The organism is Enterococcus sp. AZ009, from assembly GCF_050548785.1.
GTDB lineage: Bacteria > Bacillota > Bacilli > Lactobacillales > Enterococcaceae > Enterococcus_D > Enterococcus_D entomosocium.
The window spans coordinates 2,295,474-2,318,975 of sequence record NZ_CP172960.1; the positions used below are offsets into that span (position 1 = coordinate 2,295,474).

Here is a 23,502-nt window from a genome sequence, read left to right on the forward strand (position 1 = left end):
TGTTATTATTTTACTAAGGAGGGATTTTTAATGAAATTTTCAGCATACACGTATCAACGCCCTGATTTTCCAGTCTATCAAGAAACATTCAAAAAAGCATTAGCAAACCTTCAGTCAGCCGATACCTTCTCGGAGGCGAAGCAAGCTCTTGATGCTTTGAACGAACTAAGAGGAACGATCGATACCGCAATGAACTTGGCTTCGATCCGTTATTCGATCGATACCAACGATGCCTTTTATGAAACAGAAGACACTTTCTGGAATGAATACCAGCCTCATTTTGAAGCTCTGGATTTTCAATTCTATCAAGCACTCTTGGCTTCACCGGTCTTAGATGAATTAAAAGCCGAATATCCAGAAACACTTTTCTTGTTTGCCGAAAGCCGCGTGAAGCTTTTTGATGATGCCTTGATCGAATTGTTTCAAAAAGAAAACCAATTGGCTTCCGATTACAGCAAATTGGTCGCTTCTGCCCAAATCGACTTCCAAGGAGAAACCTATACCCTCGCACAACTGCGACCATTTACCGAAAATAAAGATCGCAGCGTTCGTAAAGAAGCGTTTGAAAAGCAAACGGCTTTCTTCACGGAAAATGAAGACCGTTTTGATCAAATTTATGACGAGATGGTCAAGGTTCGTACCGAGATCGCCCACAAGCTCGGCTTTGAAAATTACGTCGCCTTTGCGGATACCCAAATGAATCGTTGGGACTATGATCGTTCAATGATTGAGACCTATCGTCGTGAAATTTTAGAAAAAGTCGTCCCAATCACCCAAAAACTGTACCAAAGACAGGCACAGCGTAATCAATTGGCACAAGCAACTTTTACCGACTTGCCACTTGTTTATCCTAGTGGCAACGCAGAGCCTAAAGGAACACCTGAAGAACTAGTGGAAAAAGCCCGTGTGATGTATCAGGAACTATCCCCTGAAACTGGCGAATTTTTTGACTTTATGGTCGAACATGACTTGCTTGATCTCCTCAGCAAAAAAGGCAAACAATCTGGCGGCTACTGTACCTTTATCCAAGAATATCAATCGCCATTTATCTTTGCCAACTTTAACGGTACTTCGGGCGATGTCGATGTTTTGACCCACGAAGCTGGCCACGCCTTTCAAGCCTTTCGCTCTCGTTGGATCAAAGAACCAGAAATTTTGTTTCCAAATTATGAATCTTGCGAGATCCATTCAATGTCGATGGAGTTTATCGCTTGGCCATGGATGGACGCCTTTTTTGGAGAAGAAACAGAAAAATACAAATTTGCGCATCTTGCTAGCAGCCTGCAATTTCTGCCTTATGGCGTTTTAGTAGATCACTTCCAACAAGACGTTTATGAGCATCCTGAATGGACACCATCACAGCGCAAAGCCCGTTGGCGGGAATTAGAGCGCCAATACTGTCCAGAACGGGATTATTCAGAGTATCCAGACCTTGATCGTGGCTTGTATTGGTTCAGACAGGGGCATATTTTTGAATCACCTTTCTACTATATCGATTACACATTGGCACAAGTGTGTGCGTTCCAATTTTGGTATCGATTCATCGTGGCAAAAGACGAAACCGCTTGGCAAGATTATTTGGCCATTTGCGAAGTCGGCGGCACGAAAACATTTCTTGAGATCCTGGCTCTGGCTCATCTACGTTCACCTTTTGAAAAAGGAGCGCTTGATGAAACCTTACAGGCAGTAGATACGTATCTGTCAGCCATCAAAGAAGAACAGTTAAACTAAAAAAAGACGTTTCCGTTTCTCCACTAGCTTCGTAGCTAGTAGGAGAAAACGTGAAACGTCTTTTTAACGTGAATATTTTTCGATATGGTGTTCGGTCACGATCATATTGATCACTGACATGATCAGTGCCACTAATAAAGCAGCCCCAAACGAGGAAAAGCCGAAGTTGGCTGACCCAACAAAATACGAAGTCAAATTCAGCATGAGCGCATTGATCACAAAGGTGAAAAACCCAAGCGTCAGTAAAGTCAATGGAAATGAAATGACGATCAGAATTGGTTTAATCAAAGCATTCAGGATCGACAGTACAAAACTGGCGATCACTGCAGTCATAATGCTTTGAACGTGGATCATATTTGGTAATAGAACCGCCAATGTGACAAACGTCAGTGTATTCATGATAAGCCGTTGAAAATAAGACACTAGAAGTCACTCCAGTCCTCATCCTCTACCTTTTCCGCTTCTTTACGGGGACGATTTGCTTCATTGTATTTGTTTTGTTTGTAATATCGATTGTCATGACCATATCCTGAGGAGCTCTTGCGTCCTGAAGGAATCAAGACCGCCATGATGATATATAAAGTGATTCCAGGGAACCCAGCAGTCACTAAAGATAGAAAGACATAGATCACGCGAACGATAGTTGGATCGATTCGCAAGTATTCTGCCAGACCCCCTAGAGTCCCTGTAATGACAACGTTATTGGCTGATTTTGTTAATTTTTTGTTCATTTATCTACACCTTCCTTCTTTTCTTTAATGAGTGTATACTCAACTATTCTTATTTATCTGTATCTTTGATAAAGACATTTCCTGTTGTTGTGGATAGATCGATTTGTGCGACTTTATCGGCAACCCGACGGAATTGCAATAGTTGGTTTAGGCGTTCTTTTTTCTCCCGTACAACTTCCATCTCACTTAAGCGATTGTTAATGCTACCTAAACTTGTTTTGGCGATCCCTTCAAAACCGATCCCTGCAGGTAATGCTACTTTAACATTGCCATTTACAGAGCTGGCGTTTAATTTTTGGACCGTTTCTTCTTTGTAGGTCACACGGATATTGCCGTTTACTAAAGAAATACCGGTGTTTTGTGGTGTGGCTGTCAACGTCACGTCGCCATTCACTGTTTCGATGATGGCATCTAAAATCTCACCCTCTTGAACAGTGATCGTTCCATTCACGCCTTCAATCTCTAACATCGATGCGTTTACTTTGCGGAAATCGATATTGCCATTTGTTGATTTTGTATAAACATCTTTTGCATCCAATTCATTGAATGTAACATTTCCGTTCAATAGTTTTACTGCTACATGATCATAGGTACGTTTTGGTAAATAGAAAACCAGATCGGCACGAATGCGTTTGTTTGGAATTTGGAAGGAGATGCGTTCATCATCGACATTGATTTGGCTTCTTGCTTCAAAAGCATCGAAAGGCTCCGCCGCATCCATTTTACCATATAGTTTGATTTTGGCATCTACTTTGACACCTGGTTCATCCCATAATTGGAAGGAAACATTGCCGTTGGCTAACTTCACATCGATCAATGTCGCTGCCGTTTCGTCATAGCTGAATGTGTGTTCAAATTTCGTCGCTGCAACACCGGGAACTTTCAAGTTGATATCTTTCCATTCCATGTTGTCGTTAACAGAATCCGTTACTGCTCGAACCGTTTTCTTCAAGAAGTGTCCGAAGTGGGTGCTGGCATCGACCATTTTTTCACTTACTTGATTGATAGTATCGGTCGCTTGCTCTTTCCAATCTTCTGGAATATCTAATTTTTGAGAGATTTTCTCTTTCGTTTGAGACCATTGGTCTTTGCGAATATTTTTTAGTTTTGCTTCCAATTCTGCTTTTTCTTCGGTTAAGCCATCTAACGTTTCTTCTAAGCCAGTAATGGTCGCTTCTGTTTCATGACGTGTTGCCAATTCCTCTTCTGACAATTGATCCAATTCTTCTTTGGTATTCAATTGCATCAGAGTTTCTTGCGCTTCTTTTAATTCTTCTTTGACGCCAAGAATTTCAGCATTGATTTCGTCCAACTCAGCAGATGCTTGGTTGGCTTCCGTTGCTAAGCCATCAAGAATCTTTTCAAGATTTTCTTTGTCTTGCGCTTCGTTTTGACGAAGTTTTTCTTCGCCGTCAAACGTGAACATCTCATCGTCATTTTCAGTATCATCAAATGGGCTTGTCGCATTCTTATCCGCGGTTACCTCAGCAGCAGCTTTGTTAATTTGTTTTTCGTCTTTGGCTTTTGCCATACCTTCTAGTAAATCTAAGGCTTCTTCTGTAGAAAGCACACCTTTTTTTACTAGATCCAATATACGTTCTCTTTCGTTCATGGAAATTGCCTCCTTCAGCAAATGTGTGATTGCAAGTTTAGCTTACGAACCTATTATGCCTTGTTTTTGCAAAAGTGTCATAGGTCTTAAGTACCAAGTTTTTCTCAATCTGCAGATTGGCAAGCAGAACCGGCACTTTTCTTCATTACTTTAGGCACAAAACGATCTTCCTTATCTTAACAGTACCACGAAAAACCATTGGAAACAAAAGTTTCAGCTAATAGCAGCCTTGAGGAATAGGCCTGCTAGAGTAAATGATCTATTGTTCATTTCACTGCGGGTCGGGGATGAAAAGAGCAGAAGGTTCAACTTGAAAAATTCGGTTACGATAGAATCGATTTCCATTGTCCATCTTTAGGGAAGCCATTTTATAATTTGTCTATCTTGTTCACGTCATCTATTTCAGTGATTCTTCCAAATCAAAAAGACCGCCGAGAGAAGTTACTCCTTAAAGGTCAACTTCTTTCGGCGGTCTGTCCCATCTCTTTTAAAAGAGATAAGTGATCAAGAACCTAAGCTGGTTTCTTAAATCATTTCCGTACGGTTTGTATTCAATTCACTGATTTTTCCAGTAGCAAGATACACGATCCATTCACAAATATTCGTTACGTAGTCACCGATACGTTCTAAGTACTGTGCAACAGATAAATAATCGGTTCCACTAACAACGGTTTCCGGATTTTCTTTCATACTCTCGATCGTTTTGTAATAGATGTCTTTGTAATACTCATTGACCCGATCATCCATTTGGGCGATCATACGGGCATCTTCTTGGTCAGTTTTTACATAGGCAACTAAAACATTATCGACCATTTTCTTCACATAATCCGACATATCAGAAATTTCTTTTTCGATTTCGGCGATCCGTGTTTCACCTTTGACCCGAATCGTTGACTTCGCGATCGATACTGCATGGTCTCCCATTCGTTCCAAGTCAGAGCTGGCTTTCATTACAGTAATGATCATTCGTAGATCGGTGGTTACTGGTTGTTGCAAAGCAATCATTTCAAAGCTCTTTTTCTCCAAACGAACTTCCATATTGTTGATCGCCAAATCATTTTCAATCACTTCTTGAGCAATTGCTTTATCATGTCTGACATATGCTCGTACGGATTTGTGGATCGCGCTGCTGACTAGCATCCCCATCTCATAAAATTGATTGTGTAGATTTAATAATTCTTCTTCAAACTGTGTACGCAACATCCCTTTTCCTCCTAACCAAATCTTCCTGAGATATAATCTTCTGTTTCTTTTTTGCTTGGACTTAGGAACACTTTTTTCGTGTCATTGAACTCGATCAAGTTGCCGTCCAAAAAGAACGCGGTTTTATCTGAGATTCTTGAAGCTTGTGACATGTTGTGAGTCACGATGATCATGGTATAGCGTTCTTTCAGTGCCAAAAGGGTATTCTCGATTTTCCCAGATGAAATTGGGTCTAACGCACTGGTTGGTTCATCCAGCAAAATGATTTCTGGATCGACAGCCAATACCCGAGCGATGCATACCCGCTGCTGTTGTCCACCGGATAAAGATAGCGCACTTTGGTGAAGTTTGTCTTTGACATCTTCCCAGACAGACGCTGCTTTCAAGCTTTCCTCTACCGTCTTATCAAGAATCGCCTTGTCCGTGACTCCTTTTAATTTTAACCCATAAATCACATTTTCGTAAATTGAAAAGGGAAATGGATTCGGTTGCTGAAAAACCATCCCGATTTCTTTACGCAAATCAACGATGTCTTGCTTCGGACTATAAATGTCTTTCCCTTTATAGACAACACTTCCTGTAATTGTCACACCAGGGATCAAATCATTCATTCGATTAAGAGAACGCAAGTAGGTCGATTTCCCACAACCTGAAGGACCGATCATCGCAGTGATCTCGCCTTTTTTGATGGAAAGGTCGATTCCTTTTAATGCTTCTTTTTTTCCGTAGTATAAATGCAGATCTTTCGATGTAATAATTTCTTCTGCCATTGTTTTGCCTCCGTTTACTGATCGAATCGGCTCAGCCAAAATGACCGGATACGTAATCTTCTGTTGCTTTAATTTTTGGACGAGTAAATATCTTACGGGTCTCATCGTACTCGATCGCATTTCCTAAGTAGAAAAAGGCGGTATAATCGCTGATCCGAGCAGCTTGCTGCATGTTGTGGGTCACGATGATGATTGAATAGTCGTTTTTCAAGTTGATAAGAGTTTCTTCCACTGTCCCGGTTGAGATGGGGTCAAGGGCACTAGCTGGTTCATCTAGAAGCAAAATATCTGGTTTCATCGCAATTGCTCGAGCGATACACAGACGTTGCTGCTGTCCACCGGACAATGCCAAAGCACTTTTGTCTAAGCTGTCCTTTACTTGATCCCAAAGTGCGGCTTGTTTCAAGCTGGTTTCGACTGCTTCATCCAATTTCTTTTTGTTTCTTTCTCCATGACGTCGCAAAGCAAAGGCGATGTTGTCATAGATGGATTTACTGAAAGGGTTTGGTCGTTGGAAAACCATGCCGATCCGCTTACGCATTTCGAAGACATCGACTTCTTTCGTGTTCACGTCGACCCCTTTGTACATGATGTTTCCTGTGACTCTCGTATTTGCGATTCCGTCATTCATTCGATTCAAGGAACGCAGATACGTTGATTTTCCGCAACCAGAGGGACCGATCAATGCGGTGATTTTATTCTTTTCAAATTGTAGATCAATGCCTTTGATGGCTTCATTTGATCCATACCATACATGCAAGTCAGTGGTATAAAGCGCCACATCTTCTGGTTTATCGAAGGTAATGATATTTCGATCATCCCAATTGTAATCGTTCATACTGTCATTCTCCTTATGCTGACGTCATTTTCTTGTACAACCGTTTGCCAGCTGCACGGGCGCCAAAGTTAAATAGCAAGACGGCAATGATCAATACTGCCGAAGCTCCAGCTGAAACTTGTGCGCCATCAGGCATCGTGCCCTCTGTATTGATTTTCCAAATATGGACTGCCAGCGTCTCCGCTTGTCGGAAAAGACCGATCGGGCTGGAAACACTCAATGGATTCCAGTTTGTAAAATCAAGGGCCGGTGCACTTTGTCCTGCAGTATAGATCAGCGCTGCCGCTTCACCAAAAATCCGACCAGAACTTAGAATGACCCCAGTCAAAATCCCTGGTGTTGCTTCTGGAACAATGATGCGTGTGACCGTTTCCCAACGTGACAACCCAAGAGACAAGCCTGCTTCACGTTGCGTGTAATGAATCGCTTGAAGTGATTCTTCTACATTTCTCGTCAATAGTGGCAAATTGAAGAAGGTCAATGCCAAGGCACCAGAAATAATTGAAAAGCCATAACCAAACTGAATAACAAAGACTAAGAAACCAAAGAGACCGACAACCACTGAAGGCAGTGAGCTCAAAATCTCGATCGATGTCCGAATGATATCCGTTAACCAGTTTTTCTTTGCATACTCTGATAAGTAGATCCCCGCTCCTAAAGAAATCGGGAAGCTAATGATCATTGTTACTAAAAGCAAGTAAAGGGAATTGAACAATTGGATGCCGATCCCGCCGCCTTCTTGATACGCTTTTGAAGAAGAGGTCAGAAATTCCCAGCTAATGTGAGGAACCCCCCGAACCAAAATGTACAGTAATAAGGAAGCCAAAATCAAAACAATGATTCCAGCAACGGCATACAAGACGCCGGTAGCAATTTTATCTGAACGTTTTGCATTCATTATTTCAAGGCTCCTTTCTTCCCAATAAAGCGAATAACAATGTTAAATAGTAAGGACATCAATAACAAGATCAAGGCTAATGACCATAAAACATTATTTTGGACTGTCCCCATGATCGTATTTCCGATACCCATCGTTAGGATAGAAGTCAATGTTGAAGCTGGTGTCACTAAGCTAGTTGGCATCAATGCCGCATTACCAATAACCATTTGAATCGCCAATGCTTCACCAAACGCCCGCGCCATTCCAAAAACAACCGCTGTTAAAATACCAGGAACAGCTGCTCGTAAAACAACTTTGTAAATCGTTTGCCAGCGAGTCGCACCTAAAGCTAACGAAGCTTCACGATAATGCCGTGGAACTGCCCGCAAAGCGTCGACAGTCATCGTAGTCACTGTCGGTAAGATCATGATAAACAGGACAAACGTCCCTGCCAAGATCCCAAAACCAGTACCGCCAAAAACGGAGCGGACTGCTGGTACAACGACAGACAAACCGATGAATCCATAAACAACTGAAGGGATACCGACTAAAAGTTCGATGACCGGCTGCAAGATCTTCTCTCCATTACGAGGTGAGATTTCTACCATAAAGACGGCTGCACCGATGGCAAAAGGTGTTGCCACGATCGCTGATAAGAACGTTACGAAGAACGATCCTAGAATCATCGGCAAGGCACCAACTAACGGTTGTCCATCAGGTCCCACAGCACTCGGATTCCATTGGGTACCAAACAAAAAGTCAAACACATTGACTTTGTCTACAAAGAATGTCGCTAATCCTCGGCTAGCAACGAAATAAAAAATGGAGATCACAACCAAAACAATCAACGCGATACAAAGAAAACTGATTAGTTTTCCTCTTTGTTCCATTCTTGCGCGCTTAGATTTTTTTGTTAACACTTCTTTTACATTTTCCACGAGGGTTCCTCCTCAAAAATCAAACTAAACTCATAACCATTAGTTTATCGGTTCAACATCAATTTCTGTTAAAGCTTGTGTAAATTTTGTGTAAAGATTATTCAACAATGTTGCCTTCCCAGTCTCTTTCCACCTGCATGATGGAAATTGGAATATAGCCTAGATCCCCAACGATATGCTCTTGGACTTCGTCAGAAAGCATATATTCTAAAAACTCAGCAGTTAATCCGGTTGGTTCTCCTTTTGTATACATATGCTCATACGCCCAAACTTTCCAATCATTCGTCGTCACATTTTCAATCGTAGGTTCAACGCCATCAATTGAAAGGACATTGACTTCATCAGTCACATAAGAAAATGCAACGTAGCTAATAGCCCCTGGTGTATCAGAAACGATCGAGCGTACCATCCCACTAGAATCTTGCTCTTGAGAAGGAATAGCGGTTTCGCCATCCATGATCCATTTTTCAAACGTGCTTCTCGTACCACTACCTGTCGCCCGGTTCAATAAAACGATCGGCAGATCATTTCCACCGACTTCGCTCCAATTGGTGATCTTTCCTAAGAAGATATTTTTTAGATCTTCTGTGGAAATGTCTGTGATACCAACTCCTTTGTTAACGATTGGTGTGATTCCCACCGTTGCCACCCGATGATCAACAAGGGCATCAGCATCGATTCCTGGCTTTTCTTCCGCAAACAAATCAGAATTTCCGATATCGACTGCACCCACTTGGACTTGACTTAGTCCGGTTCCGCTTCCGCCTCCTTGGACATTGATGAACCGTCCTGGATTTGAGTTTTGAAATTCTTCTGCAACTGTTTCTACTAGCGGCTGCAAAGCAGAGGAACCGACTGCGGTGATCGATTCTCCTCTATCTGCCCAGCTTGCACATCCTGAGAGTAAAATAACCAATCCGATAATAGGACTTAGAAGTTTAAATTTTTTCATCATAACGCTCCTTGTACTTTCGTAAGTCATTGATCTTAAAAATCAATTATTTTCATTTTACCATTAGTTGAATTTAATGAAAATTATTATTTGCTTTTTTTTCTGGAACAGCGTCCGTTCGTTTATTTAAAACGCTTTTTTTCTTTTTCAAAATAACTGTTTCGTAAAAAAAATGACAGAATTTCTTAATTAAATTACGTGCATCCAGAAGGTATGCTATGCTATACTGTGAGAGGAAACGTATTTTAAAAGAACATAATTATTAATCTTGCTTCCCCAATCAAGTACAATATGTTGTTATGTTCAGCGTTTTCACGATTTCATCAACATTTCCCCAAAATGTCTGTTGAATCGAAACGGCAGAAAGAAGCATTTCTATGCATCTTCTGCCGTCTTTTTTTACTCTAATTCACTTAGCCACGCAGCCATCTGCTCAACGATGGCTTTTTGCTGTGCTTCATTTGATAAATCAGCGGCGGCTTCTCCTTTTTGTAACCCATAGGTACCAAAGCCAGCATGATTGCCGCCTTCGATCGTTTGGAACGTGGTAGATTCTGGAAGGAAGCTACGGGCAGCTTGCCAATTTTCTTGATTGACCACCTGATCTTGACTCCCTGTCAACGATAGCACAGAAATCGACTGATCAGCCAAAGACCCTTTTTCATCGGGATAGCTTGCGAAGAAAAAGCCCCCTTTTAAATCCTTGTCGTTTGCAGCCAATTGATTCGCTGCAAAACGGCTCGCCATTACCCCACCTAATGAATGACCACCAATAACATAGGAGTTATGGGGAATTTCTTTCAAGACCTCTTCTGCACGATTGCCTGATAAAACAGCCATGTTAAAGGGCATTTTAACGATCGCGACAGGATAGCCTTTTTCCGCTAAACCTGCTGCCCATACACTATAGCTTTCCGCATCGACAAGGGCACCGGGATAGAAAATGACCAATGGCTTTTCTTCATCTCCAGCAAAATAAAGGACATTCCCCTCATCTTCTGCCTCTTTCGCAGCTGTGACTGCAGCATCAACTGCTGGGTAGTGTAGTTGTTGCCAACCGATCCAACCGGCAATAGTTAAAATAACAACGGTGACCAATACACCAATCAAAACTTTTGTTCTTTTTCTCATCATATCCTCCTGCAAAAAAGAAGATCAGGAAAGGATGGCAGACGAAACTTGCTGGTCCATCATCTCCTGAATCTTTCTACGAATGTTTCCCAATTTTTATCGGTGTGCAAGTGCCAATAGTTCTCGTGCATGTTCGATCGTTAAATCGGTGATTTCTGCACCTGAGAGCATACGGGCGATCTCTGCCACCCGTTCTTCTTTAGATAGTTTACGGACGTGGGTTTCTGTCCGTCCTTCTTGAATTGCTTTTTCAATAAAATATTGATTATCCGCTACAGCAGCTACTTGCGGCAAGTGAGTGATACACAAAACTTGCGAATTGGCTGCGATCTTGGCGATTTTTTCAGCAATTGCTTGGGCTACTCGGCCACTGACCCCAGTATCAACTTCGTCAAAAACAATACTGGTGATTCCTTGTTTCCGAGAGAAAATTGATTTGAGGGCCAGTAAGATCCGTGAAAGTTCTCCCCCAGAAGCAACCCGCACCAACGGCTTCATGCCTTCACCAGGATTTGTGGTCAAATAAAATTCTACGGTGTCAAATCCGCTGCTACTCAATTGTTTTGAGCCAGGTGCAAACCGTACTTCAAATTGTGCGTGCTCCATATACAGCTCTTTTAACTCTTGAACGATTTCTTTTTCTAAACGATGAGCCAGTTCACGTCGTTTGACGTGCAAGGCTTCCGCCAGCTGCCAAACTGCTTCAGCTTTTTGGGCAAGCTCTTCTTCTAATTGCTCCAACTGACCTTCTGTATAGGCAGACTCGCTGATTTCTTTACTGATCTCATCATAGTAAGCAAGAATCACAGGAATCGACTCCCCGTATTTGCGCTTCAATTGACGAATCGTTTCCAGCCGCGAAATGACTTCTTCCAGTCGGCCTTCATCTAATTCAAGATTGTCGACTTGCCGCGAAATATCAGTAGCTGCATCTTGCAACAAGTAATACGCACTTTGGATCACTTCACTGATTTTTTCGTAAGCCGGATCAAGATGGGCGATTGACTGGATCTCGGATAAAGCTACACTGACCCCATCTAGGCTATTGACTTCTTCGGCAGATAAGGCACCATAGCTTTGCCCTAGAGCATCCACGATTTTTTGATAATTGGTCAGTTTTTCTCGTTCATCGATCAGCAGTTCTTCTTCATTTTCCATCAATTCTGCTTGGGCGATTTCTTCTTGTTGAAAACGCAACATGTCCATTCGCTGGACATATAGCTGTTCATTTTCTTGAATGGTCCTGACGTGTTTTTCTAAAGAGCGATAGCTTTGATAGGCTTGACGGTAATCCGCAAGCTCCGCTTTAAAGCTATCATCCCCAAACCCATCCATCAAGGTCAAATGTTTTTCTGGCTGCAGCAGCTCTTGATGCTCATTTTGTCCTTGGATATCGACCAAGAATAAACCGATTTGACGCAAAACCGACAAGGTAACGGTTCGACCATTGACACGACAAATATTTTTCCCCGATTGAGAGATATCTCGTTGTACGATCAAAACTTCTTCTTCATCAATACCTAAATCTGCGGTCAAGTCTTTGAACTCCTGCTGATTCGGCCATTCGAAGATCCCTTCTAAACGGCATTTCTCTGCTCCTTGACGCAAATAGTCGCTGGAACCTCTACCGCCTGCTAGCAAACCCATCGCATCGATAATAATTGATTTCCCGGCACCTGTCTCACCTGTCAGTGCCGTCATTCCCTCATGGAAAGATAAGTGCAAGTTGGAAATAATCGCAAAATTTTGGATCGACAATTCTAAAAGCATCCCTTGCCTCCTCTTCTAAACGTAACGTTGGAAATCCCTGAATAGGTTCTCGGTATCTGCTTCTGTTCTAGTGATCATCAAGACGTTGTCATCATCGTTTAACGTGCCAAATAATTCCTTGGCATAACGTTTATCGATTAAATTCGCCAAAGCCGAGGCATTGCCGGGCAGTGTGCGCAGGATCACAAATTTGTCCATTCGATCGACAGAAACAAAAGCCGTTTTTAGGATTTTATCTAGTTTACCACTCACGTCTTCCGTTGTCTCTTGCGGGATACTGTAGCGATAGCCACCTTTTTGGGAAGGAACTTTCACTAACTTCAATTCCTTGATATCTCTTGATATGGTTGCTTGTGTGACTGAGACGCCGCGATCTTTTAACAACTCGACAAAATCTTCTTGTTTCTGAATATCTTGTTCACTTAACAATCGTGTAATCAAGCGATGCCGTTCTTTTTTTCTCATCTCTTGTTCCTCCTGAATGAATTCCTACTAATTTTATCCTATTTTGCGCAAGAAAGAAAGAGAGCCGACAAGTAAAATGTCCACTCTCTTCCATTCTTTATTTTGGTTGATGAAAGGTCTCATGTGCTGATGCAACAACTTTCGGGATATCGATCCCTGCTGCGGTACCTTCTTGCAGGCTTTTCTTTAAATGTACGATAAACTCGATATTCCCTTCGCCACCAGTGATTGGTGAAAAACTTAGGTTTAAGACATCGAAGTTTGTTTTCTTAGCAAATGCTAGTACTTCCTCCAAAACTCGTTCATGGGTTTTGGGATCACGAACGATCCCATTTTTCCCGACTGCTTCTTTGCCCGCTTCAAATTGCGGTTTAATCAGCGCCATCACTTCGCCATCCGCTACCAAAATATCATATAGCGGGGGTAAAATCAGTTTAAGTGAAATAAAAGAAACATCGATCGTAGCGGCATCTGGAAGACCGTCTAAAAAATCAGTTGGTTTTGCATAACGGAAGTTGACCCGCTCCATTACGATCACTCGCTCATCTTGCCGCAGCTTCCAGGCTAACTGATTGTAACCGACATCCAATGCATAGCTTTTTTTGGCACCATTTTGCAATGCCGCATCAGTAAAACCACCGGTGGATGCGCCGATGTCTAACATGATTTTATCGGTTACGTCAAAATCAAAGACTTTGAGTGCTTTTTCTAACTTGAGACCACCACGAGAAACATAAGGCAGCTTTTTGCCTTTGATCTGCAGCAGCGTATCTGCGGCAATTTTTTCTCCCGGCTTATCTAGGCGCTCATTATTTTTTTCTTTGTACACCAATCCAGCCATCACTCCCCGTTTGGCTTGCTCTCGGGTCTCAAACAGGCCTTGCTGGACAGCTAAAACATCTACTCGTTCTTTCTTCATGCGTTCCCTCGAATCTCAAATCGTTCCACAAATGCCAATAAAACATCCGGCGTAAATTGACCGTATTGACTTAATTGCGCCAGAATTTCTTTGGCCTTGCCTAATTCTTCTGTCAAGGCTTGCTGCGCGCCTGCTAAGCCAAGTAAAGCAGGATAGGTACTTTTCGCCAATTCGTCATCTCGACGGACAACTTTGCCTAGCTCTTCGGTCGTACTAGTGGCATCCAGCAGATCGTCGCGAATTTGAAAGGCTAACCCAATATGCTGGGCAAAGCGATCCAATTCATGCAGAACTTCTTCCGTCTGGTCGGCTAAGACACCTCCAGCAATCACCGCAAAGCGGATCAATTCTCCAGTTTTCCGTTCATGAATGGACATCAGTTCCTCAAGACTAAGGGCTTGGTTTTCTCCTTGAATATCAGCTGCTTGGCCGGCGACCATGCCTTGTGTTCCCGCCGCTTTACTCAATTGCTGCAGCAGCAAGACTTTTTGATTGGCTTCGATCTCCGCCATAGCGACTAATTGAAATGCAGCCGTCAAAAGACCATCTCCAGCTAAAATCGCTAAAGCTTCACCAAAAACCTTATGGTTGGTAGGTTTGCCTCGACGCAGATCATCGTTGTCCATTGCTGGCAGATCATCATGGATCAGCGAATACGTATGCACCATTTCTAGGGCTGCCGCACACTGGTACACCGCGGTATTGACGGGTTTGTGAAAAGCGGCGACTGTTGCTGCCAATAAAAGCGGGCGAATACGTTTGCCGCCAGCTTGGATCGAATACTGCATGCTTTTAAACAATCGTTGATCAGAGGTGTGTTCTTTGACAAAGCGCTCCATGACTTCTTCAATCAATGGGGCGTGTTCTTTTGTGAATTCTGTTAAAGCACTCATTGGTTTTCCTCTTCAAAAGGCACTTCTTCGTTAGATTCTGTCATCATTTTTGTTAAGGACTTTTCTGCTTTACTCAAAGTGTCCTTGCATAGCTTACTCAAAACCATCCCTTTTTGAAAAGCATCTAGTGCCTCTTCTAAGGGAACATCCCCTTGTTCCAAACGGGTTACAATTTGTTCTAATTCTTGTAATGATTCTTCAAATGTTGGATTTGCCATGATTAACTCCTTCTGTACTAATAACTTCGACAAGCGCTTGGCCATCTTGGTAATGGATCGTCAGCTGATCTTCTGGCTCGATCGCATCAATCGATTTGATCACCTGCTCATTTTTCGTGGTATAGCTGTAGCCGCGTCCCATGATTTTTAGTGGGCTTAACAAATCAAGGGATTGGACTGCATTTGCAAATTGATTTTCTTTTGCCGCATAAATATCTTTCATGGCTTTCGTTAAGCGTTGAGAAAGATAGCTGACCTCTTGATTGCTGGCTTGTAATCGCGCTTTTGGTTGTTGTTGGACCAACCGTGAAATCAATTGCTGTGCCTGGCGATCCTTGTCATAAAGCAAGGTTTGCAAGCCTTGCTGCATCCGCTGCTGCAACTGATCGAGTTTGATCGACTGTGCCTCATACAAGCGCTCTGGTTGTCGAAAAACATACGATCCAATCACTCGCTGATAGCGTTCTTGTTTGTACTGGATCTGGTGCATAAATGCTTGCTCTAATCGGGCTTGTCTTTCTTCGATCCGCAAAATCTCCTCCGACAGCACTGGCACCGCTAATTCGGCAGCGGCGGTCGGAGTTGCCGCCCGTACATCCGCCACTAAATCGGCAATCGTCGTATCGGTTTCATGCCCCACTGAAGAAATAATGGGGGTTTTTGCATCAAAAATGGCTCTTGCCACTCGTTCTTCATTGAAAGGCCAGAGGTCCTCGATCGATCCACCCCCACGTCCGATGATCATAGTATCAAAGGTCCCATCGGCTTCGACTCGTTGGATATTTTTCACCACATCATCCGCAGCTTTATTGCCTTGTACCACGGTTGGATACAAAACGATTTGAGCAATGGGGTAACGCCGCTGTGTCGTCGTGATGATATCTCTGATCACCGCCCCACTAGGACTGGTCAAAACTGCGATGCGTTTCGGGTATTTCGGCAAGGACTGCTTCGGTGCAGAAAATAAACCTTCTGCTGCCAATTTCTGCTTTAATTGTTCATAGGCTTGATAAAGAGCGCCGACACCGTCTGGTTCCATATGATCGATCACCATCTGGTAATTTCCGCTTGCCTCATACAGAGTGATACGCCCAACCGCCATGACTTTCATGCCCTCTTCTGGTTGAAAGCGCAACTTGTCAAAAGCGCCTTTGAACATGACGGTCGAAATTTTTGCACCATCATCCTTCAAACTAAAGTATTGGTGATTGGGGCGACGACGAAAATTGGAGATCTCCCCCGTCAAATAAACCCGCTCTAGATACGGATCGACGTCAAACTTACGCTTGATATATTTTGTTAATGCGGTCACCGTTAAATATTCTTGCGCCATTTAGTTTTTCATTGTCTCCTTTGCTGCCTCGATCGTTTGGGCCATCAACATCGTGATCGTCATTGGTCCTACACCTCTAGGTACCGGGGTGATATAGCTAGCGATCGGTTCGACTTCATCAAATTTCACATCGCCGATCAACTTGCCATTGGCATCCCGATTCATTCCTACATCGATCACCACGGCCCCTTCTTTTACGAAGTCTTTTGTGACAAAATGACCGCGGCCGATCGCCACGACTAAAATGTCCGCTTGCTTCGCTAACTCAGGCAGATTTTTGGTTTTTGAATGAGCAATAGTCACGGTGGCATTTGCCCCTAAGAGCAAGTGCGCCATCGGTTTTCCGACAATGTTGCTGCGGCCGATAACTAAAGCATTTTTCCCTTCCAATTCGATCCCATATGCAGCAAACATTTTCATGATGCCATAAGGGGTACAAGGAATTCGGTCAGGTACACCGGCAAATAATTTTCCTAAATTGATTGGATGAAAACCGTCGACATCTTTTTCCGGTTTGATGGCTAACAGCACTTTTTCTTCATTGATATGTTTTGGCAAAGGAAGTTGAACCAAAATGCCGTGAAAGGCATCATCGTTATTGAACTGTTCGATTTCTGCTAATAATTCTGCCTCAGTAATGGATTCAGGATAGCGGGCAACACGGGAATTGATGCCGATTTTCGCCGCAGCTAGTTCTTTATTTTTCACATAAGTCTGGCTTGCTTTGTCTTCTCCAACAAGTAAAACAACTAATCCCGGTGTCACACCCTGCTCTTTTAGTGTTGCTGTCTCTGAAAGAAACGCCGCTTGCATTTTTTCAGCCAATTCTTTTCCATTGATCAATGTACCCATTCTGACAACTCCTCCAACCTGATTATACTGACTTATTTTGTAAAAAGAAACGCACCAATCGTTTGTCGATCTGCTTCTTCATGTTTTCTATCATAGCATTTTCTGAAAAGAAAAACACCGTCTAAGGCTCCCTTTTTTCGGAAAAAACGAGGTCAAACCGACAAAGTGTATGCAAAAAAACCGAACGATCAAGCAGGACCGTCAAAACAAGGCGGTTGCTCATAAATCGTTCGGTTTCTGCCTCGATCGAATAAAGGCTGTTTTCTTTTGTTCGATAGTGTTAAGGCTGAAAATTACTCACTTACTTGGTTGTTTTTTGTTTCTAGCTCTTGATTGACTGTCGATAAAATACCGTTGACAAACTTTCTTGACTGATCGTCACTAAAGGTTTTCGCTAATTCGATCGCTTCATTCAAAGCCACACGATTCGGCACATTATCCACATAGATCATTTCAAACAAAGCGATTCGTAAAATCGTCACGTCCATTTTTGATAAACGCTGGATTTTCCAACCGGCTTTTAGATGACTTTGAATGACTTCATCCAAGGCTTCTTTGTAATGACAGACACCTGCCACTAATTGATCTAAATAAACAGGGACAAAATGCTCTTGTTCTTCATCAATCAATTCATGGTGTTCCAACTCGATGGCATGCATGATGGCATCTTGTTTCGTTAAATCTTTGTTAAAGTCTAGTGGAAATAAAGCTTGTAACGCCATTTTCCGTATTTCATGCCGTGATAATTCTTTACTCATTTTCTTCCTCGTCGTTTCCAAATAATTCTTCGATGTCTGGTAAATCTACTTTTTCTGGCACGACTGCCACAACATGAACATTTACTTCAGCCAGTTGCACATCTGTCATAAATAAGACTTGCTGTTTGACCCGTTCTTGGATCTCCATTGCCACTTTAGGCACTGACATCCCATAAGTGATATAGCAGTAGATATCCACTTTGATCCCTGTTTCATCGATCGTTAAGTAGACTCCTTTGCCATGAGCTGCGCGGCCTAGTAATTCAGTGACACTGTTTGCCAGTGTTCCTCGCATCCCATAGACACCTTCCACTTTAGAAGCAGCGATCCCAATAATGATCTCGATCACTTCTGGCGCGATGACGATTTCGCCTAATTCAGGACTTGCATTTAATACAAGGTTTTTATCTTCATTCATACGTTTTTGCCTCCATTCTAAACAGCTGTACCGTATTGTTTGTAAAAAAATCGCTCGTTTTTTCCGTTTGAAGCAAGCCAGCGCTTGATTCAATCAATAACATCCATGGCACAGTGTTTCTTCTCGCTCTAAGTTTATCATTTTCTGCACTGAGAATCTATAATAACCCACTATTCTCAATGAATTTTCTGAAAAACAAGGTCGATGAATCAGAGAATGATCAATTCTTTCGGTGAATGTGTCAACACTTTATTACCAGTTTCAGTGATCAAAAGATCATCCTCGATACGAACGCCGCCAATTCCTGGAAGATAGATGCCTGGTTCATCTGTAATGACGTTTCCGACAACAAATGCTTTATCAGCACGGAAGGAGACATTTGGTCCTTCGTGGATTTCTAAACCAATCCCATGGCCTGTTGAATGACCAAAAGCATCCCCGTAGCCAAAGGAAGCTATGTGATCCCGGGCGATCGCATCTAGTTCAATTCCGGTCATTCCAGGTTTTGCTGCTGCCAAGACTTTTTCTTGTGCTTCTAGCACGATTTGATAGATTTCTTTCAATTTATCGCCAGGATCCCCCACAGCAAAAGTTCTGGTCATATCAGACACATAGCCTTGATAGTAACAGCCAAAGTCTAACGTGATCAGATCGCCTTGTTCAATCACTTTTTCACTGGCAACCCCATGGGGCATTGCTGAACGAAGACCACTGGCCACGATCGTTTCAAAAGATACGCTTGTGGCACCTAATGAACGCATAAAGAAATCTAACTGATTCGCCACTTCGATTTCGGTCATCCCTGGGCGGATCATTTTCAAAATATGTTCGAACCCTTGATCGGCGATATGGCAGGCTTGTTGGATCAATGCGATCTCTTCCTCATCTTTGACTTCCCGCAATGCCTCGATCATACCAGATACAGGAGCTAATGAGGATTCCTCAATCAAGTCTTCTAAGACGGAGTATTCAGCAAAGCTGACGAAACTTTCTTCAAATGCTAAGACATTGATTTCTTCCTTTTGGCAGATAGTTGCAACTTCTTCAAAAATCGGTCCACTATTTTTTACGATCTCAAATCCTTGGGCTTGGGCAGCTGCTTGCTCTGTATATCGGAAATCTGTTACAAAAAAAGCTTTGTCCAACGTAATGACTGCTAAACCAGTTGTACCAGTAAAGTTTGTCAAGTAACGCAAATTGTATGGGCTGGTGATCAAGAACCCATCAATCGAATCTTTTCTCATTGCTTCACGTAATTTTTCAACTCTTAACATGTATCGTTCCCTACTTTCTTGTTCTATACGATAGTATTATAACAAACTTCCAGAAAAAGCGGAAAGTAAGCGAAAAGTTTTCTAAAAAATCAAACAATACGAACCTAAAGAATGGTGTTTTAAAAAGACTCTAGTTGGCTCTCTCGTTGTTCTTTTCTAGATAACTTTAATCCACAAAAAAAGCAACCCAATCAACGGATTGCTTCTTTGATAATTATCTTTTACGTCCCAAAAAGAATGATACGACAGCCACGAAAATGACTGCCCCAATGATTGCTGGCACGATTGCCATTCCTGCCACTTGCGGTCCCCAAGTGCCGAATAAACCTTGTCCGATTGATGCGCCCACAAGTCCTGCCACGATATCAAAAATGCAACCGCGTTTTTCTCCTGCGATGGCGCCACCGATTGAACCGATGACCGCTCCCACGATCAATGTCCATAAAAAGTGCATAATAACCCCTCCTAAACTTTCTTATAAAAAGGGTAACATATTGAGAATCAATTGGAAAAACATATGCTCTCTTGTTATTTTCTACGGGTAATTGCCCGTTTCAAGATATCGAAAAAGCCAAGAGAATGGACCATATGATCTGGGTCAACGTATTCGCGAATTGCCCGCAGAACTTTTTTTGGTTCTTTTGATGAGAAGGTATATGTCCCATTCTTTTTGGTCCGAATCGCATACCGTGGGATCCAGCGTCCTTTGAACAAGACCGAAGCGATCACATAGTCGACATCTTCCCAAGGAATTTGAATAAACTTGCGTTTGTCACGATCATTATAAAACTCAAAGGCATTATCGCCGATCATTATTTTGCCGTATTCATTGATACCTAAAAAAGACGTAGCATCGATCGTCAAATCAACTTTTGTATTAAGGGATTGTACCATTTGCGCTTACTCCATTCTATATCGTCTTATCGTTACCTATTATACGTGTTTGCGGCATGTTTGGCGAATAAATAAAAAGATGCTTGGGTCTCCCCAAGCACCTATCATTGAAAAGATTATAACAATCCGATCAAGTGTCCACCGATACCGACTAAGAATAGACCGATAATAATGACGATTGGAGAAACTTTTTTCTTCAATAACCACATACATAACAAAGTAAGCAATAGTGCAGCTAAACCAGGAATCAATTGATCCAAGTTGTTTTGCAATGTTGTTACTTTTGTATCAGTCAATGCACGGCCTTCAGCTACTTGTTGGAAGGCTTGTTGCAAACCAGCTGAACCAGAAGGCAAGTTCGCCCAGTCGACATAAGCACCTTCATCAAGCGGTACGCTTGAGACAACTGGTGCAAAGGAAATCGATACCCAACGTTGAACAAGTGACCCTAATACGAACATCCCTAAAATAGAAGCACCTTTTGTTACATCTTGTAGCAAACCACCTGAAAGGTCATCTGTGATTTTAGAACCAGCACGGTAGCCGAATTCTTGTGTGTACCACATAAATGCCCAACGGATGATGTTCCAAGCAACGAAGAAGATGATTGGGCCTAAGATGTTTCCGCCTAAAGCAAGAGAAGCACCTAATGCACCTAACATCGGACGTACAGTAAACCAGAACACAGGGTCACCGACACCGGCTAAAGGACCCATCATCCCAACTTTTACCCCTTGGATCGCTACGTCATCGACAGGCGCGCCATTGGCACGTTCTTCTTCTAACGCTAAAGTTACACCTAAGATTGGTGATGCGATATATGGGTGAGTATTAAAGAATTCTAAGTGACGCTTCAAAGCAGCGGCACGGTCTTCTTTTGTTTTGTATAATTTTTTGATTGCTGGAATCATTGAGAATGCCCAACCACCATTTTGCATACGTTCATAGTTCCATGAACCTTGAATGAAGGTAGAGCGCCATGCTACGGCTAAACGATCTTTTTTATTTAATTGAATTTTTTCTGCCATTTTTTTCTCCTCCTTCGATTCTAATAGTCATTCAAGATATCGCCTAGAGGGTCGCCAGTGTTGCTGCCGCCGCCTCCATTTGATGATCCGCCCATTTTAGTTAGGTTCAAGTAGATCAATGCGATTGCTACTGCCAAGGCACCGATAGCGATCAATGTCAATTGAGAGATAGCTGCGATTACGAAACCGATAATAAAGAATGGCCATACTTCGCGAGTTGCCATCATGTTGATAACCATTGCGTAACCAACGGCAACAACCATACCACCACCGATAGCCATACCATCAGTTAACCATGCAGGCATTGATTCTAAGAAGTTTTGAACAGTTGCAGCAGGGATAGCCAACAATGCAGCTGCAGGAATCGCAATACGAACCCCTTGCATACATACAGCGATCACGTGCCACATTTCGATTTTACGAATGTTGCCTTCTTCAGCAGCAGCATCCATAAAGTGAACGATTGGCACAGCCAATGTACGAACGATCATTGTCAAGAACAACCCAGCAACAGCTAGAGGGATCGCAACGGCAATCGCTGTATCAACACCAGCAGTTCCTTGTCCACCTAAAACTAAAATAATTGCAGATGCGACAGACGCCAATGCAGCATCAGGTGCAACAGCGGCACCGATATTTGCCCATCCAAGTGCGATCATTTGTAATGATCCGCCCAAAATGATACATGCTTCCAAATTACCGGTCACTAAACCGATCAAAGTACACGCGATTAGCGGTTGATGGAATTGGAATTCATCCAAGATCCCTTCCATACCAGCTAAAAAGGCAACGAGTACTACTAATACCATAGATATAATAGTCATGATAGACCTCCTATTTAGTTGAATACGTTTCTATTTATTTGCCAATTCATTTTTGGCTTTGCGTAAGATTTCATCCATGTTGTCTCGAGAGTCATTTGGTACTTTACGCACATCGAATTTGATGCCGCGTTCTTTCAAATCTTCAAATGTATTCACATCATCTGTACCCATCGACAATACTTTACTTACAACAACTTTCCCAACAGAGTGAGCCATTGAACCAACGTTCACTTCAGTAATATCAACGCCACCTTCAACAGCACGTAATACATCTTGTGGGTTTTCAAATAATAGTAAAGCTTTCGTATTCCCGAAACGAGGGTCTTTAGAAACTTCAATCATTTTGTCCACTGGAATGACGTTCGCTTTTACTCCTGGAGGAGCTGCTTGTTCGATCAGTTTTTTACGCAAGTCATCTTTTGCCACCGCGTCAGAAACAACGATGATCCGAGATGGATTCACTGATTTTGTCCAAGCTGTAGCAACTTGACCATGCAACAAACGTGAATCGACACGAGCAAGTACGATTTTGATTTTGCCATCGCCTAGAACAGTTCCCGGAGGAAGTGATCCTTTAGGTTGATCGTCTTGCACTGCTTTTGGTGCTGAAGCTTCTTCTGGTTCAAGTTCTTCTGGTTTGACCTTGACCCCTTCTTTAGCTGTTTCAACGATATGCGCAGCAATTTCATGCGCTGTATTCATTGAAAAACGTGAAGCATAGGCTTCGATCACCATTGGTAAATTCATACCAGCAACGATTGCCCATTTGTCTTTGTGATCTTCAAACAAGCTGTTCGCTTGGTTGAAAGGAGTACCACCCCAAAGATCAACTAAGAATAATACTTCTTCTTGATCGTCAAATGTAGCAATTGCTTCTTGCATTTTTGCCTTGATGTCATCTGGACCTTCACTTGGCATCAATGTAACAGCTTTAACATTTTCTTGTTCGCCGAAGATCATTGAACCAGATTGCAAAATGCCGTTAGCAAATTCTCCATGACTTGCTAGGATAATTCCTACCATCTTTTTACCTCCTATATCAAAATTGAAAAATGTGACACGAATACGAA

Annotated in this window: 26 protein-coding genes; 1 reads left to right on the plus strand and 25 read right to left on the minus strand. The window is 42.5% G+C overall.

Features of this window, described 5'->3' with window-relative positions; translation table 11 throughout:
* Positions 1–30 precede the first annotated feature (30 nt).
* On the plus strand, positions 31–1,731 hold the full coding sequence (locus tag IGJ74_RS11035) for a M3 family oligoendopeptidase (RefSeq protein WP_008378475.1): 1,701 nt from the start codon (positions 31–33) through the stop codon (positions 1,729–1,731).
* Positions 1,732–1,794: 63 nt separating this feature from the next.
* Here the strand turns inward: IGJ74_RS11035 and IGJ74_RS11040 are convergent, their stop codons facing one another.
* The 25 genes from IGJ74_RS11040 to IGJ74_RS11160 all read right to left on the minus strand — a co-directional run bounded on the left by IGJ74_RS11040 (position 1,795) and on the right by IGJ74_RS11160 (position 23,455).
* Positions 1,795–2,154: a phage holin family protein gene (locus IGJ74_RS11040; RefSeq protein WP_005225788.1), complete on the minus strand. Its 360-nt coding sequence runs from the start codon at positions 2,152–2,154 to the stop codon at positions 1,795–1,797.
* Entirely contained in the window at positions 2,154–2,462 is a 309-nt protein-coding gene (locus tag IGJ74_RS11045; protein ID WP_016612239.1) for a PspC domain-containing protein, read from the minus strand. The genes IGJ74_RS11040 and IGJ74_RS11045 overlap by 1 nt, the downstream gene beginning before the upstream one ends.
* A 49-nt stretch (positions 2,463–2,511) precedes the next feature.
* Positions 2,512–4,074: a daptomycin-sensing surface protein LiaX gene (gene liaX / locus IGJ74_RS11050; RefSeq protein WP_016612240.1), complete on the minus strand. Its 1,563-nt coding sequence runs from the start codon at positions 4,072–4,074 to the stop codon at positions 2,512–2,514.
* A 525-nt stretch (positions 4,075–4,599) separates the two neighbouring features.
* Positions 4,600–5,277, minus strand: coding sequence for a phosphate signaling complex protein PhoU (gene phoU, locus IGJ74_RS11055; RefSeq protein ID WP_008378477.1), 678 nt, complete (start codon positions 5,275–5,277; stop codon positions 4,600–4,602).
* 11 nt (positions 5,278–5,288) lie between these two features.
* Positions 5,289–6,047, minus strand: coding sequence for a phosphate ABC transporter ATP-binding protein PstB (gene pstB / locus IGJ74_RS11060; RefSeq protein WP_005235379.1), 759 nt, complete (start codon positions 6,045–6,047; stop codon positions 5,289–5,291).
* Positions 6,048–6,078: 31 nt separating this feature from the next.
* Entirely contained in the window at positions 6,079–6,885 is an 807-nt protein-coding gene (gene pstB, locus IGJ74_RS11065) for a phosphate ABC transporter ATP-binding protein PstB (protein WP_005225783.1), read from the minus strand.
* A 13-nt stretch (positions 6,886–6,898) separates the two neighbouring features.
* Positions 6,899–7,783, minus strand: coding sequence for a phosphate ABC transporter permease PstA (gene pstA, locus IGJ74_RS11070; RefSeq protein ID WP_008378478.1), 885 nt, complete (start codon positions 7,781–7,783; stop codon positions 6,899–6,901).
* Positions 7,783–8,703 (minus strand): phosphate ABC transporter permease subunit PstC, encoded by a 921-nt coding sequence (gene pstC, locus IGJ74_RS11075; protein ID WP_005235375.1) that lies wholly within the window; start codon positions 8,701–8,703, stop codon positions 7,783–7,785. Before pstC ends, pstA begins: the two co-directional genes overlap by 1 nt.
* Before the next feature lie 97 nt (positions 8,704–8,800).
* On the minus strand, positions 8,801–9,655 hold the full coding sequence (locus IGJ74_RS11080; protein ID WP_304414150.1) for a phosphate ABC transporter substrate-binding protein PstS: 855 nt from the start codon (positions 9,653–9,655) through the stop codon (positions 8,801–8,803).
* A 399-nt stretch (positions 9,656–10,054) separates the two neighbouring features.
* Positions 10,055–10,786, minus strand: a complete 732-nt coding sequence (locus IGJ74_RS11085; RefSeq protein ID WP_218192959.1) for an alpha/beta hydrolase — start codon at positions 10,784–10,786, stop codon at positions 10,055–10,057.
* A 96-nt stretch (positions 10,787–10,882) separates the two neighbouring features.
* The gene (recN, locus tag IGJ74_RS11090; protein ID WP_005235363.1) at positions 10,883–12,556 is read right to left on the minus strand and encodes a DNA repair protein RecN; all 1,674 of its coding nucleotides are present in this window, start codon (positions 12,554–12,556) and stop codon (positions 10,883–10,885) included.
* A gap of 15 nt (positions 12,557–12,571) precedes the next feature.
* Positions 12,572–13,021, minus strand: coding sequence for an arginine repressor (argR, locus tag IGJ74_RS11095; protein WP_005235362.1), 450 nt, complete (start codon positions 13,019–13,021; stop codon positions 12,572–12,574).
* 97 nt (positions 13,022–13,118) lie between these two features.
* Positions 13,119–13,940, minus strand: a complete 822-nt coding sequence (locus tag IGJ74_RS11100) for a TlyA family RNA methyltransferase (RefSeq protein WP_016620449.1) — start codon at positions 13,938–13,940, stop codon at positions 13,119–13,121.
* Complete coding sequence (locus IGJ74_RS11105; RefSeq protein WP_005235358.1) at positions 13,937–14,833, minus strand: polyprenyl synthetase family protein; 897 nt, start codon at positions 14,831–14,833, stop codon at positions 13,937–13,939. Before IGJ74_RS11105 ends, IGJ74_RS11100 begins: the two co-directional genes overlap by 4 nt.
* Positions 14,830–15,051 carry an exodeoxyribonuclease VII small subunit gene (locus IGJ74_RS11110; RefSeq protein ID WP_061054262.1) on the minus strand — a complete coding sequence of 74 codons (222 nt, stop codon included), beginning with the start codon at positions 15,049–15,051 and terminating at the stop codon, positions 14,830–14,832. Before IGJ74_RS11110 ends, IGJ74_RS11105 begins: the two co-directional genes overlap by 4 nt.
* Complete coding sequence (gene xseA / locus IGJ74_RS11115; RefSeq protein ID WP_061054263.1) at positions 15,032–16,384, minus strand: exodeoxyribonuclease VII large subunit; 1,353 nt, start codon at positions 16,382–16,384, stop codon at positions 15,032–15,034. Before xseA ends, IGJ74_RS11110 begins: the two co-directional genes overlap by 20 nt.
* Entirely contained in the window at positions 16,385–17,236 is an 852-nt protein-coding gene (locus tag IGJ74_RS11120; protein ID WP_005235351.1) for a bifunctional methylenetetrahydrofolate dehydrogenase/methenyltetrahydrofolate cyclohydrolase, read from the minus strand.
* 293 nt (positions 17,237–17,529) lie between these two features.
* The gene (gene nusB, locus IGJ74_RS11125) at positions 17,530–17,994 is read right to left on the minus strand and encodes a transcription antitermination factor NusB (protein WP_016612245.1); all 465 of its coding nucleotides are present in this window, start codon (positions 17,992–17,994) and stop codon (positions 17,530–17,532) included.
* The gene (locus tag IGJ74_RS11130) at positions 17,987–18,412 is read right to left on the minus strand and encodes an Asp23/Gls24 family envelope stress response protein (protein WP_005225770.1); all 426 of its coding nucleotides are present in this window, start codon (positions 18,410–18,412) and stop codon (positions 17,987–17,989) included. The genes nusB and IGJ74_RS11130 overlap by 8 nt, the downstream gene beginning before the upstream one ends.
* A gap of 209 nt (positions 18,413–18,621) precedes the next feature.
* Positions 18,622–19,686 (minus strand): M24 family metallopeptidase, encoded by a 1,065-nt coding sequence (locus IGJ74_RS11135; protein ID WP_005235349.1) that lies wholly within the window; start codon positions 19,684–19,686, stop codon positions 18,622–18,624.
* A 214-nt stretch (positions 19,687–19,900) separates the two neighbouring features.
* Positions 19,901–20,140 (minus strand): GlsB/YeaQ/YmgE family stress response membrane protein, encoded by a 240-nt coding sequence (locus IGJ74_RS11140; protein WP_005225767.1) that lies wholly within the window; start codon positions 20,138–20,140, stop codon positions 19,901–19,903.
* Positions 20,141–20,214: 74 nt separating this feature from the next.
* Entirely contained in the window at positions 20,215–20,580 is a 366-nt protein-coding gene (locus tag IGJ74_RS11145; protein WP_005235348.1) for a DUF956 family protein, read from the minus strand.
* Between the two features lie 116 nt (positions 20,581–20,696).
* Entirely contained in the window at positions 20,697–21,608 is a 912-nt protein-coding gene (locus IGJ74_RS11150; RefSeq protein ID WP_005235347.1) for a PTS system mannose/fructose/sorbose family transporter subunit IID, read from the minus strand.
* A 20-nt stretch (positions 21,609–21,628) separates the two neighbouring features.
* Positions 21,629–22,432 carry a PTS mannose/fructose/sorbose transporter subunit IIC gene (locus tag IGJ74_RS11155; protein ID WP_008378492.1) on the minus strand — a complete coding sequence of 268 codons (804 nt, stop codon included), beginning with the start codon at positions 22,430–22,432 and terminating at the stop codon, positions 21,629–21,631.
* A gap of 30 nt (positions 22,433–22,462) precedes the next feature.
* Positions 22,463–23,455, minus strand: coding sequence for a mannose/fructose/sorbose PTS transporter subunit IIA (locus tag IGJ74_RS11160; protein ID WP_008378493.1), 993 nt, complete (start codon positions 23,453–23,455; stop codon positions 22,463–22,465).
* Positions 23,456–23,502: the final 47 nt, after the last annotated feature.

Coding starts and splice junctions, on each gene's coding strand:
- phoU (WP_008378477.1), bottom strand. CDS start 5,277: ATGTTGCGTACACAGTTTGAAGAAGAATTATTAAATCTACACAATCAA.
- IGJ74_RS11145 (WP_005235348.1), bottom strand. CDS start 20,580: ATGGTACAATCCCTTAATACAAAAGTTGATTTGACGATCGATGCTACG.
- IGJ74_RS11135 (WP_005235349.1), bottom strand. CDS start 19,686: ATGTTAAGAGTTGAAAAATTACGTGAAGCAATGAGAAAAGATTCGATT.
- xseA (WP_061054263.1), bottom strand. CDS start 16,384: ATGGCGCAAGAATATTTAACGGTGACCGCATTAACAAAATATATCAAG.
- IGJ74_RS11105 (WP_005235358.1), bottom strand. CDS start 14,833: ATGAGTGCTTTAACAGAATTCACAAAAGAACACGCCCCATTGATTGAA.
- IGJ74_RS11150 (WP_005235347.1), bottom strand. CDS start 21,608: ATGGCAGAAAAAATTCAATTAAATAAAAAAGATCGTTTAGCCGTAGCA.
- argR (WP_005235362.1), bottom strand. CDS start 13,021: ATGAGAAAAAAAGAACGGCATCGCTTGATTACACGATTGTTAAGTGAA.
- nusB (WP_016612245.1), bottom strand. CDS start 17,994: ATGAGTAAAGAATTATCACGGCATGAAATACGGAAAATGGCGTTACAA.
- IGJ74_RS11130 (WP_005225770.1), bottom strand. CDS start 18,412: ATGAATGAAGATAAAAACCTTGTATTAAATGCAAGTCCTGAATTAGGC.
- IGJ74_RS11045 (WP_016612239.1), bottom strand. CDS start 2,462: ATGAACAAAAAATTAACAAAATCAGCCAATAACGTTGTCATTACAGGG.
- recN (WP_005235363.1), bottom strand. CDS start 12,556: ATGCTTTTAGAATTGTCGATCCAAAATTTTGCGATTATTTCCAACTTG.
- IGJ74_RS11100 (WP_016620449.1), bottom strand. CDS start 13,940: ATGAAGAAAGAACGAGTAGATGTTTTAGCTGTCCAGCAAGGCCTGTTT.
- IGJ74_RS11160 (WP_008378493.1), bottom strand. CDS start 23,455: ATGGTAGGAATTATCCTAGCAAGTCATGGAGAATTTGCTAACGGCATT.
- IGJ74_RS11120 (WP_005235351.1), bottom strand. CDS start 17,236: ATGGGTACATTGATCAATGGAAAAGAATTGGCTGAAAAAATGCAAGCG.
- pstA (WP_008378478.1), bottom strand. CDS start 7,783: ATGAATGCAAAACGTTCAGATAAAATTGCTACCGGCGTCTTGTATGCC.
- IGJ74_RS11035 (WP_008378475.1), top strand. CDS start 31: ATGAAATTTTCAGCATACACGTATCAACGCCCTGATTTTCCAGTCTAT.
- IGJ74_RS11140 (WP_005225767.1), bottom strand. CDS start 20,140: ATGCACTTTTTATGGACATTGATCGTGGGAGCGGTCATCGGTTCAATC.
- pstB (WP_005225783.1), bottom strand. CDS start 6,885: ATGAACGATTACAATTGGGATGATCGAAATATCATTACCTTCGATAAA.
- pstB (WP_005235379.1), bottom strand. CDS start 6,047: ATGGCAGAAGAAATTATTACATCGAAAGATCTGCATTTATACTACGGA.
- IGJ74_RS11085 (WP_218192959.1), bottom strand. CDS start 10,786: ATGAGAAAAAGAACAAAAGTTTTGATTGGTGTATTGGTCACCGTTGTT.
- IGJ74_RS11155 (WP_008378492.1), bottom strand. CDS start 22,432: ATGACTATTATATCTATGGTATTAGTAGTACTCGTTGCCTTTTTAGCT.
- IGJ74_RS11110 (WP_061054262.1), bottom strand. CDS start 15,051: ATGGCAAATCCAACATTTGAAGAATCATTACAAGAATTAGAACAAATT.
- liaX (WP_016612240.1), bottom strand. CDS start 4,074: ATGAACGAAAGAGAACGTATATTGGATCTAGTAAAAAAAGGTGTGCTT.
- IGJ74_RS11080 (WP_304414150.1), bottom strand. CDS start 9,655: ATGAAAAAATTTAAACTTCTAAGTCCTATTATCGGATTGGTTATTTTA.